The organism is Faecalibacterium sp. Marseille-Q4137 (assembly GCF_017377535.1).
GTDB lineage: Bacteria > Bacillota > Clostridia > Oscillospirales > Ruminococcaceae > Faecalibacterium > Faecalibacterium duncaniae.
In genome coordinates, this window is record NZ_JAFREK010000019.1 from 20,407 (window position 1) to 38,875 (window position 18,469).

16 protein-coding genes are annotated in these 18,469 nt (G+C 58.9%); 5 read left to right on the forward strand and 11 right to left on the reverse strand.

The annotated features are described in order from the left end of the window. Positions 1–24: 24 nt before the first annotated feature. Positions 25–1,500 carry a glycoside hydrolase family 32 protein gene (locus J3353_RS09200; RefSeq protein ID WP_112121388.1) on the forward strand — a complete coding sequence of 492 codons (1,476 nt, stop codon included), beginning with the start codon at positions 25–27 and terminating at the stop codon, positions 1,498–1,500. An 83-nt stretch (positions 1,501–1,583) separates the two neighbouring features. Here J3353_RS09200 and J3353_RS09205 read toward each other — a convergent pair whose 3' ends face one another. The 3 genes from J3353_RS09205 to greA all read right to left on the reverse strand — a co-directional run bounded on the left by J3353_RS09205 (position 1,584) and on the right by greA (position 4,355). After that, positions 1,584–1,835: a DUF6061 family protein gene (locus tag J3353_RS09205; protein ID WP_207684708.1), complete on the reverse strand. Its 252-nt coding sequence runs from the start codon at positions 1,833–1,835 to the stop codon at positions 1,584–1,586. A 503-nt stretch (positions 1,836–2,338) separates the two neighbouring features. Continuing rightward, on the reverse strand, positions 2,339–3,850 hold the full coding sequence (lysS, locus tag J3353_RS09210) for a lysine--tRNA ligase (protein WP_207684709.1): 1,512 nt from the start codon (positions 3,848–3,850) through the stop codon (positions 2,339–2,341). A 19-nt stretch (positions 3,851–3,869) separates the two neighbouring features. Next, positions 3,870–4,355 carry a transcription elongation factor GreA gene (gene greA / locus J3353_RS09215; RefSeq protein WP_207684710.1) on the reverse strand — a complete coding sequence of 162 codons (486 nt, stop codon included), beginning with the start codon at positions 4,353–4,355 and terminating at the stop codon, positions 3,870–3,872. 239 nt (positions 4,356–4,594) lie between these two features. Between greA and J3353_RS09220 the strand changes: the two genes are divergently transcribed. Continuing rightward, positions 4,595–5,896, forward strand: a complete 1,302-nt coding sequence (locus J3353_RS09220; RefSeq protein WP_156060200.1) for an MATE family efflux transporter — start codon at positions 4,595–4,597, stop codon at positions 5,894–5,896. A 46-nt stretch (positions 5,897–5,942) separates the two neighbouring features. Here J3353_RS09220 and J3353_RS09225 read toward each other — a convergent pair whose 3' ends face one another. Further along, positions 5,943–6,788 (reverse strand): AraC family transcriptional regulator, encoded by an 846-nt coding sequence (locus tag J3353_RS09225; RefSeq protein WP_156071052.1) that lies wholly within the window; start codon positions 6,786–6,788, stop codon positions 5,943–5,945. A 127-nt stretch (positions 6,789–6,915) separates the two neighbouring features. Between J3353_RS09225 and J3353_RS09230 the strand changes: the two genes are divergently transcribed. Further along, on the forward strand, positions 6,916–8,031 hold the full coding sequence (locus J3353_RS09230; protein ID WP_156071054.1) for an ABC transporter ATP-binding protein: 1,116 nt from the start codon (positions 6,916–6,918) through the stop codon (positions 8,029–8,031). Between the two features lie 115 nt (positions 8,032–8,146). Then, positions 8,147–8,443 carry a putative quinol monooxygenase gene (locus J3353_RS09235; protein ID WP_207684711.1) on the forward strand — a complete coding sequence of 99 codons (297 nt, stop codon included), beginning with the start codon at positions 8,147–8,149 and terminating at the stop codon, positions 8,441–8,443. A gap of 72 nt (positions 8,444–8,515) precedes the next feature. On the opposite strand, the gene J3353_RS09240 is transcribed toward J3353_RS09235, so the two are convergent. From J3353_RS09240 to J3353_RS09255, 4 genes are all read right to left on the reverse strand, one after another. Next, positions 8,516–9,382, reverse strand: coding sequence for a carbohydrate ABC transporter permease (locus J3353_RS09240; protein WP_005935355.1), 867 nt, complete (start codon positions 9,380–9,382; stop codon positions 8,516–8,518). Further along, the gene (locus J3353_RS09245; protein WP_207684712.1) at positions 9,382–10,359 is read right to left on the reverse strand and encodes a carbohydrate ABC transporter permease; all 978 of its coding nucleotides are present in this window, start codon (positions 10,357–10,359) and stop codon (positions 9,382–9,384) included. Before J3353_RS09245 ends, J3353_RS09240 begins: the two co-directional genes overlap by 1 nt. 112 nt (positions 10,360–10,471) lie before the next feature. Further along, positions 10,472–11,911, reverse strand: a complete 1,440-nt coding sequence (locus J3353_RS09250) for a twin-arginine translocation signal domain-containing protein (protein ID WP_097771642.1) — start codon at positions 11,909–11,911, stop codon at positions 10,472–10,474. A gap of 84 nt (positions 11,912–11,995) precedes the next feature. After that, positions 11,996–13,006 carry a LacI family DNA-binding transcriptional regulator gene (locus tag J3353_RS09255; RefSeq protein ID WP_207684713.1) on the reverse strand — a complete coding sequence of 337 codons (1,011 nt, stop codon included), beginning with the start codon at positions 13,004–13,006 and terminating at the stop codon, positions 11,996–11,998. Positions 13,007–13,429: 423 nt separating this feature from the next. Here J3353_RS09255 and J3353_RS09260 point away from each other — a divergent pair, with 423 nt between their 5' ends. Further along, on the forward strand, positions 13,430–15,865 hold the full coding sequence (locus J3353_RS09260) for a GH36-type glycosyl hydrolase domain-containing protein (protein ID WP_207684714.1): 2,436 nt from the start codon (positions 13,430–13,432) through the stop codon (positions 15,863–15,865). A gap of 83 nt (positions 15,866–15,948) precedes the next feature. Here J3353_RS09260 and J3353_RS09265 read toward each other — a convergent pair whose 3' ends face one another. From J3353_RS09265 to J3353_RS09275, 3 genes are all read right to left on the reverse strand, one after another. Then, on the reverse strand, positions 15,949–16,701 hold the full coding sequence (locus J3353_RS09265) for an amino acid ABC transporter ATP-binding protein (RefSeq protein ID WP_370569189.1): 753 nt from the start codon (positions 16,699–16,701) through the stop codon (positions 15,949–15,951). A 13-nt stretch (positions 16,702–16,714) separates the two neighbouring features. After that, positions 16,715–17,479: an amino acid ABC transporter permease gene (locus J3353_RS09270; RefSeq protein ID WP_097773339.1), complete on the reverse strand. Its 765-nt coding sequence runs from the start codon at positions 17,477–17,479 to the stop codon at positions 16,715–16,717. Positions 17,480–17,587: 108 nt separating this feature from the next. After that, complete coding sequence (locus J3353_RS09275; RefSeq protein ID WP_156059791.1) at positions 17,588–18,424, reverse strand: ABC transporter substrate-binding protein; 837 nt, start codon at positions 18,422–18,424, stop codon at positions 17,588–17,590. Positions 18,425–18,469 lie beyond the last annotated feature (45 nt).

Sequence of the window (18,469 nt, forward strand, 5' to 3'; positions counted from 1 at the left end):
TTGAGCGACAAGGAGGCATCCGCGATGCCAAGTGAAATTTTGAACAAAGCCCGTGCCTACGAGGCCAAGCACGGCGCTGCCATTTCCCCGGCGGAACGCCCTGCTTACCACATGACCCCTTATGTGGGCTGGCTGAACGACCCCAACGGCTTCTCTTATTATAAAGGGAAGTATCACCAGTTCTATCAGTATAACCCCTACGATGTGCGGTGGGCGCCCATGCACTGGGGTCACGCCGTCAGCACCGACCTGCTGCACTGGGAGTATCTGCCCTGTGCGCTTGCACCGGATTCTCCGGCAGACAATGGCCCCGGCTGCTTCTCCGGCTCGGCCACCCAGATGGATGACGGCAAGCAGCTGCTGATGTACACCAGCGTGGTGGCAGAAAAGCAGCCCAATGGGGAGATGCGGGATATCCAGACCCAGAGTATTGCCATCGGTGACGGTCTCGACTACGAAAAGCCTGCCTGCAACCCGGTGCTGACCCAGAAGGATCTGCCGGAAGGCTTCAGTAAGTTTGATTTCCGGGACCCCAAGATCTGGCGTGAGGCCGATGGCACCTACTCTGTCGTCACCGTCTGCCTGGCCGAGGACGGCAGCGGCGCAGCGGCACTGTTCCAGAGCAAGGACGGCTTCGACTGGCACTTTGTCACGGTGCTGGAACGCTGCAACAATCAGTACGGCAAAATGTGGGAGTGCCCGGACTTCTTTCCGCTGGATGGCAAGCAGGTCTTGATGCTTGGCCCCATGGAGATGCTGCCCAAGGGCGAGTTCCACAACGGTCACAACGTGATTGCCTTCATCGGCAACTACGACGAAGCCACCCACACTTTCACCAAGGAAAACGTGCAGCTGATGGACGGCGGCATCGACTTCTACGCCACCCAGACCACCCTTGCCCCGGATGGCCGCCGGATCATGACCGCATGGCTGCAGACATGGTCGGACACCGAGGATAAGCCCAAGGGCTGCAAGTGGTTCGGGCAGACCATCTGCCCGCGCGAGCTGCACATCAAGGACGGACGCATTGTTCAGGCCCCGGTGCGGGAGCTGGATGCCGTCCACGGTAAGCGCACTTTCCACGAAAATGTGACGGTGCAAGGCGAAACTTCTCTGGAAGGCATCAAGGGCCGTGTGGCCGACCTGACCGTCACGGTGCAGCCCGGCGAATACCGCTCCTTTACCCTGAAGCTGGCCGCCGATGCAGACCATCACACCAGCCTGACCTACGACCCCTACACCTCGCAGCTGACGCTGGATCGCAGCTATGCCGGTTCCCGTGCCGACATCGTGCATACCCGCAGCTGCAAGGTGCGCAGCCAGAACGGTGCGCTCAAGCTCCGCATCCTGCTGGATAAGAACAGCATCGAAGTTTTCGCCAACGATGGCGAGCAGACCATGACCGCATGGATCTACACCCCCCAGTCTGCCGACGGCATTGCCTTTGCTGCCGATGGCGAAGCAACTGTTACAGTGGAACAGTTTGAGCTGAATCTGTAACCTGATATTCCCTTCATTTCTCCTTCATCAATACAGCCCCGCTTTGGCTTCTCCTTCGCCAAAGCGGGGCTGTGTTTGTTATGTCATGGATTTTCCAGCCTGCCGTGGTCACAGCCAAGTGACAGGTAGTGTTCAATCTCCCCACCCAGCACCATCTGTACATACTCCAAGGGCTTATTGTACAGCAGCCAGTCCAGCTCTGCCCGCTGTGCCGGGGTGTTGCCGTACTCGTCCTCGACGGCGATGCAGTCGATGGCAAGAGTGGTGCCATCTTCGAACCGGGCTTCCACCCGGTTGGTGTCCATGTTGTAGCGGCAGGTAAGCAGTTTGTTCATAGGAAACCTCCACGTTCTTCACATTTGCTTCTTTTGCGGTGGAAAGTTCCGGCTGTCCGTTTGCAGATCTATGAATCCGCTTTGTGATGCAGCCCTTTGCAGGTCTACACTCATCCACCACACGCCCGATTCTTACACCAAACGCTAACTTGTCGGGGCGAGGCCCCTCCATCTTGCTACGCAAGACCGTTCGGTCGCTTAAAAGCCCCACTGGGGCTTTCATTGCTCCGCTTCGCTGTGAAACGCGAACTTGTCGGAGCGGGCGCCTCCATCTTGCTTACGCAAGACCGTTCGGTCGCTTAAAAGCCCCACTGGGGCTTTCATTGCTCCACTTCGCTGCGCAAACGCGAACAACGCTCTTTTTGCTCTGCACAAAATCATACATCGTTTGGCGTAAAATTGGCGTATGGTGTAGTTTTTGCTGGAAATCCGTCAAAAGAAAATGCCCGAAACTTCTCAGTACATCAAGAAGTTTCAGGCTTTGTTTTGCTTAAATTGGGAATTTACTGCTCAATCGGCTTCATCGTGGGGAACAGCAGAACATCGCGGATGGAGGCGCTGTCGGTGAGCAGCATGACCAGGCGGTCCACACCGAAGCCCAGGCCGCCCGTGGGGGGCAGACCGTACTCCAGTGCGTTGACGTAATCGTAATCCACCTGAGCCTTGCAATCGGGCTCGATGGCCTTGCGCTCGGCGACCTGACGCTCAAAGCGGCCCTTCTGGTCGATGGGGTCGTTCAGCTCGCTGAAGGCGTTGCCGTACTCGGTGCAGTCGATGAAATACTCAAAGCGCTCGGTGAAAGCAGGATCGTCCGGCTTGCGCTTGGCCAGCGGGCTGATCTCGACAGGATAATCATAGATGAAGGTTGGCTGGATCAGCTTGTCCTCAACAAAGGCATCGAAGAACTCGGCCAGAATGGCACCCTTGGTGGGAACCTCGGGCAGCTCCACATGATGCTCCTTGGCAGAGGCAATTGCATCCTCGTCGGACTTCCAATCGTTGAAGTCCACGCCGGAATACTTCTTGACAGCCTCGACCATGGTCAGTCGCTCCCAGTGACCTATATCGATCTGCTTGCCCTGATAGGGAATGACCATGCTGCCGCAGATCTTGAGGGCCAGGCGCTTGTACAGCTCCTCCACCAGATCCATCATACCGTGGAAATCGGTAAAGGCCTGATACAGCTCGATGCTGGTGAACTCGGGGTTGTGCTTGGGGTCCATGCCCTCGTTGCGGAAGATGCGGCCCACCTCGTACACGCGGTCCATGCCGCCCACGATCAGGCGCTTGAGATACAGCTCGGTCTCGATGCGCAGCACCATGTCCATGTTCAGGCTGTTGTGGTGGGTGTAGAAGGGGCGGGCAGAGGCACCGATCTCAAAGGGGGTCAGGATGGGGGTATCCACCTCCAGGAAGCCCTTCTCGTCCAGATAGGCGCGGATCTCCTTCAGGATCTGGCTGCGCTTGACGAAGGTATCCTTCACCTCGGGGTTGGCGATCAGGTCCACATAGCGCTGACGGTAACGCATCTCGGTATCGGTCAGGCCGTGGAACTTCTCGGGCAGGGGGCGCAGGCTCTTGGCCAGCAGGGTCAGCTCGGTGGCGCGAACGCTCAGCTCGCCGGTCTTGGTGCGGAACACCTCGCCCTTGACACCGATGATATCGCCCACGTCCAGCTTCTTGAAGGCAGCATAGGCCTCCTCGCCCAGCTCGTCGCGGCGGACATACAGCTGGATATCGCCCTTGTCATCGCGCAGGTGGGCAAAGCTTGCCTTGCCCATCACGCGCTTGGACATCATACGGCCAGCTAGCGCGACCTGCTTGCCGCTGTCGGTCTCGTTGGGCAGATCCTTGAACTCTTCCTTCAGGTCGGCAGAGTATGCGTCCTGCGGGAACTTGGTCAGGGTGAAGGGGTCGTTTCCGGCAGCCTGCAGGTCGGCCAGCTTCTGGCGGCGCACCTGCACCTGCTCGCTCTCAGACAGGCCCTGAGCGGGGTTTCTCTTTTGTTCTTCCATGGTTTCCTCCCGTTCAGGCTCAGTTTGCGGCGTGGGTAATGGCCAGCACTTCGTACTCGACGGTATGGCCGGAGGGCAGCAGGACCTCAGCCTTCTCGCCCACGGCCTTGCCCAGCAGAGCGTGGCCCACAGGGCTCTCGTCGCTGATCTTGCCGTTGATGGGATCAGCCTCGGTGCGGCCAACGATATCGTACTCCTCGGCCTCATCATCGCCGATCATCTTGATGGAAACGTGGGTGCCAACAGCAACGCTGTCCACGCTCAGCTCGCTCTCGTCGATGATCACAGCGTTCTTGACCATCTGCTCCAGCTCGGTGATGCGGTTCTCCACCAGACCCTGGGTGTTCTTGGCTTCATCGTACTCGCTGTTCTCAGAAAGGTCGCCGTGGCTGCGGGCTTCCTTGATCTCCTCGGCCAGCTCCTTGCGGCGGACCGTCTTGAGGTATTCCAGTTCGTCCTGCATCGCCTTCAGGCCGGAAGCGGACATCTTGATTTCTTGTGCCATTTTGGATCTTCTCCTTGTCTATTGGATTGACGCAGCCGCAAAGCCGCGCACGAATGCTATTATGACTGTTCTATTATAATAGCAAGCCGGGAGCTTGTCAATAAAAACCACGGCGCTAGAGCGGAAAAAGCAGCGGCGTGTTTTCTCGCTTTTTCGTTGAAATATGCCAAGTTTTATGATATAGTAGTAGTCGTTTTTACGTTTCACTCCCCTATTCTCCCCGCGGAAAGGAAGCATCCATGAACCTGACAAAGCAGTTCTTCAAGTACGTGTCGCAGAATATTTTCGGTCTGATCGGCACATCGTGCTATATTCTGGCCGACACCTATTTCATCGCCCAGGCGGCGGGCACCGACGGCGTGACCCTGCTGAACCTCTGCCTGCCCATGTACAACCTGATCTTTGCCTTCGGCTCGATGATCGGCCTGGGTGCTGCCACCCGGTACGCCATCCTGCAGGCACAGGGCGAGGCACGGGCACAGCGGTTTTTTTCCAACGCCATCCTCTGTGCCTGCCTGATCGCCATCCCGTTCATGCTGGCGGGCGCGTTCTGCCCGGGCACGCTTCTGCAGCTCATGGGCGGCGATGCGGACATCGTGGCACTGGGCCTGAACTACACCCGCATCTTCCTGCTGTTCACCCCCTTCTTCATGTGCAACTACATCTTCTCGGCCTTCGTCCGCAACGACGGCGACCCGTCCCTTGCCATGGTGGCCACCCTGAGCGGCAGCCTGTTCAATGTGGTGTTCGATTACATCTTCATCTTCCCCATGGGGCTGGGCCTGCCCGGCGCGGCGCTGGCAACCGCCATCTCGCCGGTGCTCAGCATCGCCATCTGCAGCCGCCACTTCTTTCAAAAGAGCAACACGCTCACCTTTGTCCGGCAGGCCCCCTCGGCCCGGCTGCTGGTGCAGAGCTGCCAGCTGGGCATCTCCGGCTTTGTCGGGGAGCTCTCCTCTGCCGTGACCACCACCGTGTTCAATTTCCTGCTGCTCCGGCTGGCGGGCAACGTGGGCGTGGCCGCTTACGGCGTGGTGGCAAACTTTGCGCTGGTGGCAACAGCCATCTTCAACGGCGTGGCCCAGGGTGCCCAGCCGCTGATCAGCCAGTGCTACGGCAAAAATGAGATGGCCGGGGCAAAAAAGCTGCTTCTGCTGGGCTGCGGTACCGCGCTGGCGCTGGCGGCGGTGTTGTACAGTGCCGTGTTTGGCTTTACCGATACCTTTGTTGCCCTCTTCAACAGCGAGAGCTCTGCTTTGATGGCCGAATATGCCCACAGCGGTATGCGCATCTACTTCCTGGGCTACTTCTTTGCAGGCTGCAATATTGTTGCGGCGGGCTATCTGGGTGCGGTCAACCGCCCCACCGAGGCCACCATCACCTCGGTCAGCCGGGGCGTGGCCGCCATCGTCACCTGCTCGCTGATCCTGAGCGCCCTGTTCGGCATGAACGGCGTGTGGTCAGCCTTCCCCGCCGCCGAGGCCATCACGCTGGCTCTGACGGTGTTCCTGCTCAAGCGCCCGCAGTCTGTGTGCGGCTGAACGCCTCCACGGAAAAGAGCCGGGTGCTGCCCCGGCTCCTGAAATTTTAAATATACAGTGCCTGCTCCCGCTGGCTTTCCGCCGGGCTGAGGGGCCGCGCTGTCTGACCGGCCAAGGCCCGCCACTGTGCGGGGGATTGGCCGGTCTCTTTTTTGAACACCCGGCACAGGTAGTTGGCCCCTGAGAAGCCGCACAGGCTGGCAATGACATCCAGCGTGTATTCCCGGTGCAGGAGCAGCCGCATGGCAGCTTCCACCCGCACAGTGGTCAGGTAGCGCCCCGGGGGCACCCCCACGGCGGCGGTAAAGGTGCGGACAAGGTGGCTCTTGGAGACTCCCAGCCGCTCACTGAGCTCCTCCACGCCGTACAGGCCAGCGTAGTTCTGGCGGATATCCTCAATGGCGGCCTCTACCAGCGGCGGCAGGGGCGGGGCGGCGCTGTCGGCCCCCGCAAGCTCACAGAGCAGGGCAAAGGCCAGCTGGCTGGCAGCCCGGCTGCGGGGCGTGTCGACCTCGGCGGCAAGGCGGCCCAGCAGCTCTGCGGCAGCGGGGCAGGTCTCGCCCCGGGCCAGGAACGGCAGCTCCGTCAGCCCGGCAAGGAACTGCACCGCCGCCTGCCCGGTCAGCTGGATGCAGAGCAGGTGGCTCTCCCCTTCCGGGGTCAGGGTCAACGGGGCGCGGCTCAGCACCAGATGGCCCGCCGCCGCGCTCTGGGGCGGCAGGATCAGTGCGCTGCCCGCCGGGGAGGGCGAGGCATCGGTCAGGCTGGCAGTGCATCTGCCGCTGGAGATCAGGCAGACCCACAGCCCCTCGCCGGTCAGGGTCAGGGGTTCTTTGGGCTGGATATCCCGCACCACGCCAAGGGCTGCGGTGCTTGTCCAATCATAAAGCAATATCTGACACCTCAAATCAATAAAATGCTATTTTATATCACAAAGTTATCTGTTATTATAATACCAACGAGAGCGTGCACCGTCAAGGTGCCGTAACATAGAAAAATTTTAATGGAGGCAATGACCTATGGCTTCGATTAGCTGCCAGCACATCTACAAGATCTATCCGGGCGCTACTGCTCCTTCTGTTACCGACTTCAACCTGGAGATCCAGGATAAGGAGTTCATCATCTTCGTCGGCCCCTCTGGCTGCGGCAAGTCCACCACCCTGCGCATGATCGCCGGTCTGGAGGAGATCTCCAAGGGCGAAATGTACATCGGCGGCCGCCTGATCAACGACGTTCCTCCCAAGGATCGTGATATCGCCATGGTGTTCCAGAGCTACGCTCTGTACCCCCACATGACCGTTTACAAGAACATCGCTTTCGGCCTGGAGCTGCGCAAGACCCCGAAGGATGAGATCGACCGCCGCGTTCACGAGGCTGCCAAGATCCTGGAGATCGAGCACCTGCTGGACCGCAAGCCCAAGGCTCTGTCCGGCGGCCAGCGTCAGCGTGTTGCTCTGGGCCGTGCAATGGTTCGTAACCCGGCAGTCTTCCTGCTGGACGAGCCCCTGTCCAACCTGGATGCAAAGCTGCGTACCAGCATGCGCACCGAGATCATCAAGCTGCACAAGAAGCTGGCTACCACCTTCATCTACGTTACCCATGACCAGACCGAGGCTATGACCATGGGCGACCGCATCGTTGTTATGAAGGACGGCGTCATCCAGCAGGTCGATACCCCGCAGAACCTGTACGATATGCCCTGCAACATGTTCGTTGCCGGCTTCATCGGCAGCCCCCAGATGAACTTCCTGGACGGCACCGTGACCAAGAACGGCGATCAGTACGCCATTGACCTGGGCGGCGACACCATCCCCCTGCCCAAGGAAAAGACCGCTGACGGCAAGCTGGATTCCTACGTTGGCAAGAAGGTCAAGATGGGCATCCGTCCTGAGGATATCGACGACGAACCCGAGTTTATGGCAAAGCACCCCGACTGCCACCTGGAGGCTCAGGTCGATGTGTCCGAAATGATGGGCGCTGAGATCTACCTGTACCTGGAGTACAAGGGCAACAAGATGACCGCCCGTGTCGCTCCCACCTCCAAGGCACGCAACGGAGACACCGTCCGCGTTGCATTTGATCCGCACAAGGTCCACCTCTTTGATGTCGAGACCGAGCAGACCATCCTGAACTAAGTTCTCCAGGGATCATCTTTTGATCCTCCTAATAAGCAAAAGCCGCCGGGAAGCAATTTCCGGCGGCTTTTGTCTAAAAGAACACACATTGGAACATTACAAGGGAGATTTCACCATGGAACACATGATGCTTCTGGTCACCTACCGTATGCTCCCCGGCCAGCGGGACGCTTTTCTGCAGGAGGTCGCCGCTGCCGGCATTCTGGCAAAGGTCCAGCGGGAGGACGGTTTTGAGCGCTATGATTATTACCTGAGCGCCGCCGACCCGGACGAGCTGCTCATCGTTGAGGAGTGGGACTCCGAAACCCAGCAGCAGGCCCACGTAAACACCGACCACATGGCCCAGCTCCGCGCCATCAAGGAGAAGCATGTTGCTTCCACCGCGATACAGCGCATTGCCAAAGCCGACTGAGCACGAGAGGATAGAAAAGCACCCGCGGCCAGCAGGCCGCAGGTGCTTTTTCCAAAGGAGAGAACGGAATGCTCAGCCCTTGACACCACCCAGTGCAACACCACGGACGATGAATTTGGACAGCAGCAGATAAACAATGATCACAGGCAGGATGGCAATGGCCACCAGCATATAGACCTTGCCCATATCGAACTTGAGGAAGTCGGCACTGCGGAGCTGTGCAATGAGGATGGGCAGGGTCTTTTTGTCTGCCGTATCCAGCACCAGTGCGGGGATGAAGTAGTTGTTCCAGCTGGACACAAAGGAGAAGATGGCCTGCACCGCCAGAGCGGGCTTCATAATGGGAAGCACGATATGGTTGAAGGTGTAGAACTCCCCTGCGCCATCAATGCGGGCGGCTTCCACGATCTCCATGGGCAGGCTGGCATCCAGATACTGCTTCATAAAGAAGAACACCGCCGGGGCCGCAATGCTGGGGATGATGAGGGGAATGAAGCTGTTCTTCAGGCCCATCTTTGTGATGAGCTGCAGGAAGCCCAGCGCCGAGACCTGGGTCGGCATGGTCATAATGAGCAGGATGATGGCAAACGCCGCCTTTTTGAACCGGAAGTTATAGGCGTAGATGCCGTAGGCTGTCAGGGCCGAAAAATAGACGCTGAGGGCAGCCGAGCAGCCGGACACGATCAGGCTGTTCCGCACACCGGTCAGCACCGGGATGTTGGCATCCGACAGCACGTTTTTCAGGTTGGTCATCAGGGATCTGCCCGGCAGAAAGGAAAAGCCCTTCTGGATCTCAAAATGGGTGCGGGTGGAATTGATGACCAGCACATAGAAGAAGAACAGGCATAAAAAGCTCAGCAGCACCAGCGCCGCATAGCACACCGTGCGGCGGGCCGCAAGGGTCGCTTTTTCGGATCTTGTCTTGACTGCGTGTGACATTATGCTTTTCCTCCCTTCACCTGTTTGGCCGCCTGCCTGCGGGCCTTGCGCTCGGCCTTGCTCAGGCCGTCGTCCTCCTTGGTCAGAGCCATATAAACGATCACGCAGAGCACTGCGCACACCAGGAACAGCACCACCGAGACCGCGCCGGCCATGCCATAGTTCTTGCTGAACAGGTGGTTGTTCAGGTACATGATCATGGTGGTGGAGGTGCGGTCGGGGCCGCCCTTGCCGTTGGTCAGGATCTGCGGCACATCGAACATCTGCAGGCCGCCGATCATCGAAGTGATCATCACATAGACCAGGATCGGCCGGATGAGTGGGATGGTGATCTTCCAGAACATCTGGTTCGGGGTGCAGCCGTCCAGCTCCGCTGCCTCATACAGGGTGGGGTCCACGCCCATAATGGCCGCCATCAGCATGATGGTCGTATTGCCGAACCACATCAGGAAGTTCATCAGGCCGATAAGGCCGCGGTTGCCCCAGACACTGTTCAGGAAGCTGAAGGGCTCCTTGAGGACGCCCATGCCCACCAGTGCAGCGTTCACGGGGCCGTTATCCGAGAACAGGGCAAAGAACAGCATGGCGAACGCCGAAGCCATGATGAGGTTGGGCATGTAGATGACGGTCTTGAAGAAGGTCTGGCCCTTCAGCTTCAAGCGCAGGTCGGTGAACCAGGCCGCCAGCAGCAGCGAGATGGCGATCTGCGGGATGAAGCCGATGATCCAGAGCAGCAGCGTGTTGCCAAAGTATTTGGGCAGGTCGGTTGCAAACAGGGTGATGTAGTTCTTCAGGCCCACAAAGGTGGGGCCGATGATCTTCAGGCCGCTGCGGTAATATTCAAAAAAGCTGTAATAGATCGTAGACCCCAGTGGGATGAGCTGGAACACCGCAAAGATGAGGAAGAACGGTGCAATGAAGATATAGCCCCACTTTGCATAGCTGATCGAGCCGTTCTTCTTTGGTTTTGCTCCCATAGTAACTGCCCTCCTGACGTACACTGCCCAAAGCAAAATAGGGCGGGCGGGATCAGCGTCCGGCCCGCCCCATTCAGATTCGGTTCAAAAGGTTTTCAGGTTCCGGCTGCGCTTATGCGGGCCAGACCACATCGGTCAGCTCGGGGTACTTTTCCTTGATGGCGGTCTCGAAGTTTGCCTTTGCGGTATCCTCGTCCACCGTGCCGGTAAAGTAATCCTTGAAGGCATTCTGGAAGCTCTCGTTCAGGCCCTGATCGTACGGGCCTGCGTTGGACATATCGATCTTCTTTGCAGCTTCTGCAAACAGGGCGATATGGTTCTGGCCGCCCAGGAAGTCGGAGGCATAATCGCTGTTTGCGATCTCTTCCATGGCCTTCTCGTTGTTGGTGTAATCCTGCGTATCCAGGGTGATCTGCTTCATAATGGCTTCGTCGCAGGTCAGTTTCTGCATCACGTCGCGGATGATATCGGTATTATCGGTACCGGCTGCCGCGCAGATCCAGGTGCCGCCCCAGTAATAGGGCTGAGGACCTTCGCAGACTGCGTAATCGCCGTAGATGCCGTTGCCTACTTCTTCCTTGCCGCCCTCGGCCACAGGAGTCTCCAGAGAGTTGCCCAGCAGGGTGAAATTGATGCCCCAGGTGGAATAGAAGAAGCCAAACACCTTGCCGCTCGGGCCCTGATCGGCTGCCCACTGGCTGTCCCACAGGCTGGACTTGTTGTTGTAGCCCTTATCGGTGTACTCCTTGGTCTGATCGACCCACTTCATAATGTTGGGGTCTACCTTGACGGTCGTGCCGTCCACCCAGGGAGCGTCCACGTTGTTGGAGAAGGTGCGGTAAGCATCATCGAAGCCGGACAGCATCTTGTAGCCCTTGGCATAGGCCTGTGCAGCCACCTCGTTGAACTTATCCCAATCGGACAGATGGCTCTGCACCTCGGTGGGATCATCGGTGCCCAGCACTTCCTTGGCAATGCTGCGGCGGTATGCGAACAGACCGGGGGTCGCCTGCCAGGTGGTGCCGCGCTGGCTGCCGTCCACGCTGACAATGTCCTTGGTGTACTGGTACTGACCAGCCAGATCGGCATCGGTCAGGCCGATGTCTGCCTTGACATCCAGCGCGTAATCGGAATCCACATACTTCAGTGCGTAGTCGGCCTCGATCAGGAAGATATCTACCTTGTCATCATCGGCGGCGGAGTCCTGATTCAGCAGGGCCTCATCCAGCTTATTCTGGTAGTTGTTGTTCTCGTTGGCGTTGATGGTCCACTTGACAACGGTGCCATCTTTCAGGGTGGTGGTGGATTTATCCTCAGCGATGGAGGCGACCTCGGGGTAATAGTTATTGAAGCGGCCCTGGAACTCGTCGTTCCAGCACCAGATATTCAGCACCTTGCCCTGAGCTGCCGGAGCAGCGGAAGCGGCGGAAGAAGCTGCGGCAGAGGATGCCGCGCCGGTAGAAGAAGAGGAGCCGCCGCATGCGCTCAGCGCTGCACTGATGGTAACTGCACCGGAAGCCAGCAGGAAATTACGACGCGAAATCTTTCTCATAATGAAAAACCTCCTTCAATGGTTTTCGTGAAAAAGCGTTTCAAATTCAAGGCTCCGGTTCGCCCGGAACCAAATCCAACCCATTCATTCGATGCTGCGCACCGAGCCGCCCTCCAGCAGTTTTCCTGTCACCGGGATCTGCTCGGCCAGCGTCACGCGGGGATGCTCGATCATCTGCACCAGCTTATCTGCTGCCATCCGGCCCAACATTTTGGTGTTCTGCTGCCAGGTCACCAGCTGGGGTTTCATCACGCGGGAGAGGTAAATGCCGTCATATCCCATCACGGAAATATCCTCCGGGATGCTCAGGCCCGCATCCTGCAGAGCGATGCAGCCGCCCATGGCCGAGAAATCATCGGGGAAGAGGATGCAGGTGGGCCGCTGGGGCAGTGCCAGCAGGGCCCGGGTCTCCTCGGCACAGCGGTCGGGATCGTGATACACACCGCAGCGCACATATTCTTCGGGGACCTGCAGCCCCAGCTCCGCGCAGCTCTTGTAGAAGCCCGCCAGCCGGTTCTCCGTCACCGCCGTGCGCTCGCCATGGATAAAGGCGATGCGGCGGTGGCCGTTGGCGTAGGCGTACCGCACCAGCGCCGAAAGCCCGTTGACATTATCGGAAAGGACCGCCATCCGGTTGTTGAACACATGGTCGATGGTCACCACCGGCACATCACTGTTGACCAGCTCCACCACCTGCGGATCGTTGAAATCCACGCAGGCGATCACCGCTCCATCCACGCCCCGGTAGTGGCAGTGCTCCAGATAGGTCATTGTTCTGCCGCCGAGGTTCCGGTTGACAAAGGTAATATCATAGCCCAGCTTTTCCACCTGCACTTTGAAGCTGTCCAGCACCGCCGAAAAGTACTCGTGGGCCAGGCCGCTCTGCCGCTCGTCCACAAACAGAACGCCAAGGTTGTAGGTACGGTTGGTCTTCATCGCGCGGGCCGCCATATTGGGCACATAGCCCATCCGGCGGGCCGCCTCGCGAACACGGTCGCGAGTCGCAGCAGAGATGTCCGACTGGCCATTAAGCGCTTTGCTCACCGTTGCCACCGAGACACCGCATTCACGCGCCAGATCTTTTAAGGATGACATTTCGCCGCCCTCCCTCACAGGGACCCGCTCAGGGCTCCCGAGCGAATCCTAAATCGTTTTCGCAATTTCAATATAGCGCACTTTGTACTAAAAATCAAGCAGAAGAAGAAAAGTTTTATCTCAAAAGTCTGCATTTCAGCAGGTTGCGAGATTTCATTTCCTCAGAATTATGCAGTCTGTATCGTTTTCGTTACATTTCGTTACCGTTCGATAATTTTTTCGTACCCATACCGGTTTTCACCCCTGAACCAGCCCGCTGCACCCTTGTTGTATATTTCAGGTCCGCTCTTGATTTTTCACGCAGGATAGACTATTCTTAGGGTGACAAGTGCCTTTCCCACCCTTGGGCCGCAAATTCTAAATCGTTTTCGCCATCAAATGATTTCAGCATTTCCGGTTTACCCTATAAGGAGGAACAAGGCTATGAGATTCGGACATTTTGATGATGCGCGCCGGGAATATGTGATCGACACGCCCCGCACTCCCCTGCCCTGGATCAACTATCTGGGCAGCGAGGACTTTTTCAGTCTGGTGTCCAACACCGGCGGCGGTTACAGCTTTTACCGGGATGCCCGGCTGCGGCGGCTGACCCGCTACCGCTACAACAATTCCCCGCTGGACATGGACGGCCACCGCATCTACATCAACGATGGCGGCACCATCTGGAACCCGGGCTGGCAGCCCGCCAAGACGGAACTGGACAGTTACACCTGCCGCCACGGTCTAGGCTACACGATCCTGCAGGGCGAAAAAAACGGCATTGCGGCCGCTCAGGAGTTGTTCGTGCCCCGGGGCGATGCCTGTGAGATCGACCGGCTGACGCTGGAAAACAAGACCGCTGCCCCCCGCACGCTGGACGTGTTCAGCTATGTGGAGTTCTGCCTGTGGGATGCCATGGACGACAGCTCCAATTTCCAGCGCAACTTTTCCACCGGCGAGGTGGAAGTGGTGGAAAGTGCCATCTATCATAAGACAGAGTACCGGGAGCGCCGGGATCACTACGCCGTGTTCTGGGCCAACGCCCCCGTTACCAGCTTCGACACCAGCCGGGATGCCTTCTGCGGCGTATACGGCGGCCCCGCCGCACCGGAAGCGGTCAAAGCCGGTCACTGCTCGAACAGCATTGCCCACGGCTGGGCTCCGGTGGGTGCCCACCATTTCCATCTCACGCTGGCACCGGGCGAGAAAAAGAGCATCATCTTCGGGCTGGGCTACATTGAAAACCCGGTCGGGGAAAAATTCAGCGCTCCCGGCATCATCAACAAAGCCCGGGCCGAGGCCATGATGGCCCGCTATGCCACCGACGCACAGGTGGATGCCGCCCGCAGGGCACTGGCCGACTACTGGCAGGAGCTGCTCTCGGGCTGGCAGCTGACCTCCGGCGAGGAAAAGCTGGACCGGATGGTGAGCCTTTGGAACCAGTATCAGTGCATGGTCACCTTCAACATAAGCCGCAGTGCCAGCTATTACGAGAGCGGCATCGGCCGCGGCATGGGGTTCCGGGATTCCTGTCAGGATCTGCTGGGCTTCGTTCATATGATCCCCTCCCGCGCACGGGAGCGCATTCTGGACATTGCTGCCACCCAGTTTGAGGACGGCAGTGCCTACCACCAGTACCAGCCCCTGACCAAAAAGGGCAACAGCGACGTGGGCAGCGGCTTCAACGATGACCCGCTCTGGCTCATTGCGTGCACCGCCGCCTATCTGCGGGAGACCGGTGACTGGTCGATCCTGGACGAGCCGGTTGCCTTTGACAACGACGTGACCAGAGCACAGCCCCTGATGGAGCATCTGCGCCGGAGCTTCCGCTACACCCATACCCATCTGGGCCCCCACGGCCTGCCGCTGATCGGCCGGGCCGACTGGAACGACTGCCTGAACCTGAACTGCTTCTCGGAGCACCCGGGCGAGAGCTTCCAGATTACCGGCCCCAGCGAGGGCCCCGTGGCTGAAAGCGTGTTCATTGCAGGCATGTTCGTGAAATACGGCCGCGAGTACGCCGAACTCTGTGACCACCTGCACCTCACCGAGGAGGCTGCCAGCACCCGCACCGCCATTGACGCAGTAGAACAGGCCACCCTGACCGCCGGCTGGGACGGCGCATGGTTCCGCCGTGCCTACGATGCCTTTGGTGCCCCCGTAGGCAGCAGGGAATGCGACGAGGGGCAGATCTTCATCGAACCCCAGGGCATGTGCGTGATGGCCGGGATCGGCCGGGAGACCGGTCAGGCCGAAGCCGCACTGAAGAGCGTGGAGGAGCGGCTGGACACCCCGTACGGCGTGGTACTGCTCCAGCCCGCCTACACCACCTACCGGCTCAATCTGGGCGAGATCTCCAGCTATCCCCCGGGCTACAAGGAGAACGCCGGTATCTTCTGCCACAACAACCCATGGATCAGCTGTGCCGAGACCGTGCTGGGCCACGGTGACCGGGCCTTCGCTGTCTACAAAAAGACCTGCCCGGCCTATATCGAGGACATCAGCGAGATCCACCGCACCGAGCCCTACGTTTACAGCCAGATGGTGGCAGGCCGCGATGCCCCCACCTTCGGCGAGGCCAAGAACAGCTGGCTGACCGGCACGGCGGCATGGACCTTTGTGAACGTAAGCCAGTACATTCTGGGCATCCAGCCCACTCTGGACGGCCTGCGTGTTGACCCCTGCATCCCCCACACGCTGGCAGGCTACACCGTCACCCGCCGTTACCGGGGTGCCGTCTACCACATCCGGGTGGAGAACCCCCATGCCGTGCAGAAGGGCGTGCAGAGCGTCACCGTGAACGGCGCTCCTATTGCGGGCACCCTCCTGCCGCTGGCAAAGGCCGGTGAAAGTGTAGAGGTCTCTGTCATTCTTGGATAACCCCCCTCACAGCAAAAAGACCGCCAAAGCAAGTAGAAACGCTTGCTCTGGCGGTCTTTTCAATACAGTTTTTTCAGCTTCAATTACAGCATCTTGGAAAGGAAAGCCTTCAGACGAGGATGCTTGGGGTTCGAGAAGAGCTCCTGCGGGGGCTCATCTTCCTGGATCCTGCCTTCATCGATGAAGATGACGCGGTTGGACACCTCGCGGGCAAAGCCCATCTCGTGGGTGACCACCAGCATGGTGATGCCGGTGTGGGCCAGCTCCTTCATCAGCTCCAGCACCTCGCCGACCATCTCAGGGTCAAGGGCGGAGGTGGGCTCGTCGAACAGGATGACATCCGGGTCCATGGCCAGAGCGCGGGCAATGGCAATGCGCTGCTGCTGGCCGCCGGAAAGGCTCTTGGGGAACACATTGGCTTTATCGGACAGGCCGACACGGGCCAGCAGCTCCTCGGCACGCTTGGAAGCCTCCTCCTTGCTCTTGAGCTTGAGCAGCTCCGGGGCCAGGCAGAGGTTCTGCTTGACGGTCAGGTGGGGGAAGAGGTTGAAGTGCTGGAACACCATGCCCATCTTCTGGCGCACGGCATCGATGTGGGCATCATCCACCTCGATGCCCTCAAACTTGATGGAGCCGCCGGTGGGGATCTCCAGCCGGTTCAGGCAGCGCAGGAAGGTAGACTTGCCGCAGCCGGAGGGGCCGATCAGGCAGACCACATCGCCGCGGTAGATGTCGATGTCGATGCCCTTCAGGACATCCAGGGTGGGGGTGGGCTGCTTTGCGCCCTTTTTGGCCTCACCGCCGTAGGTCTTGGTCAGACCACGGACTTCCAGGATCTTTTCAGCATGATTAGCGGTCACCTTGCGCCATCCTCCTCTCAAACTTCGACAGCAGCCATGTAAAGAGCATGACTAAGACCAGATAGACCACTGCAACGCCCAACAGGGGGAACATGGCCTCGTAGGTACGGTTCATAATGCCCTGCGCCGCATACAGCAGCTCCTTGCCGCCGATAACGGTGATGAGCGAGGTATCCTTGAGCAGGACGATGAACTCGTTGCCCAGTGCAGGCAGCACCGCGCGGATGGCCTGCGGAATGACAATGACCACCATAGTGGTCATGTAGTTCAGGCCCAGGCTGCGGCCGGCTTCCATCTGGCCGGGGTCCACCGCCATCAGGCCGCCGCGGATGATCTCCGAGACGTAAGCGCCCGAGTTGATGCCCAGTGCCAGCGCACCGACCATGGTAAAGTTGCGGCTGTTGGAAAAGATGACCATGCTCATAATGAGCAGCTGGACCATCATGGGGGTGCCGCGGATGATGGTGGTGTACACCTGACAGACGGCATTGAAGAAGCCCAGCACCGGGTTCCTGCGGCCGGGACGCTGCTGGTCGTGCGCAACACGCACCAGTGCCACCACACTGCCCAGCACCACGCCCAGTGCCAGCGCAATGGCGGTGACCAGCAGCGTAGTGCCCACGCCCTGGATGTACTGCACCCAGCGGTCGTTCAGGATGAACGCCTGATAGAATTTGAAGAACATTTCCTGCCCGAAGTCCAGCTTCGTGCCACTGTTGAGCAGCTCTTTCAGCAGTTCGTATTGTGCGGCCATTCGCATCCTCGCTTTCTAAAATTGTTAGAATTTTGTAACCTGTTCTTTCCAAAAAAGGGGAGGTGCCCCAGATGGGGCTGCCTCCCCGTGATACAAGGTACAGCTGAATTATTCAGCGTTGATGTACTTGTCCACGATGGACTGCAGGGTGCCGTCAGCCTTCAGCTCTTCCAGAGCGGCATTGACAGCATCCTCCAGAGCGGAACCCTTTGCCAGACCGATGGCGTAATCCTCCTCGGCGTAGCTGGTGTCCAGAATGACCAGACCGGGGTTGGCGGCAACGAACTCCTTTGCAGGGGCATTGTCGATGACAACTGCATCGACCTGGCCATTGTTCAGAGCCTGCACAGCGGTCAGGCCGTCGTCGTATGCGACCACAGCGTCATCGCCGAAGTCATCAGAGCAGTAGATGTAGCCGGTGGTGCCGCGCTGGGTGCCGATCTTCTTGCCTGCCAGATCATCGGGAGAGGTGATATCAGAGCCCTCGGGAACGATGATGGACTGGATGCCGGTAGCATAGCTGTCGGAGAAGTCCATCACAGCCTTGCGCTCGTCGGTCACGGTAACGCCAGCCATGACGATATCGGCCTTGCCCTGCTGCACGCTCAGCAGTGCTGCATCGAAGTCCATATCATCGATCTGCAGCTCCAGGCCCAGCTTCTCAGCAATGGCCTTGGCGGTGTCGATGTCGATGCCCTCAAACTCACCGGCATCGGTGGTCATCTCGTACGGAGGGAAGGCAGCGTTGGTGGCCATGGTCAGCTTGCCAGCCTCAACGGTGGTCAGCTCAGCGGCAGCGCTGGTGGAAGCAGCCTCGGAAGAAGCTGCACTGCTTGCAGTGGAAGAAGCGGTGCTGGAGGCGGAACCGCCGCAGGCAGTCAGAGCCAGAGCGGCAGCGGTCAGACCAGCGGCAGCCAGAAAGCTGCGGCGATTGATCTTTTTCATATTCAAACACTCCTCTGTTGATTGTATAATTTTTCACTTTCCCGG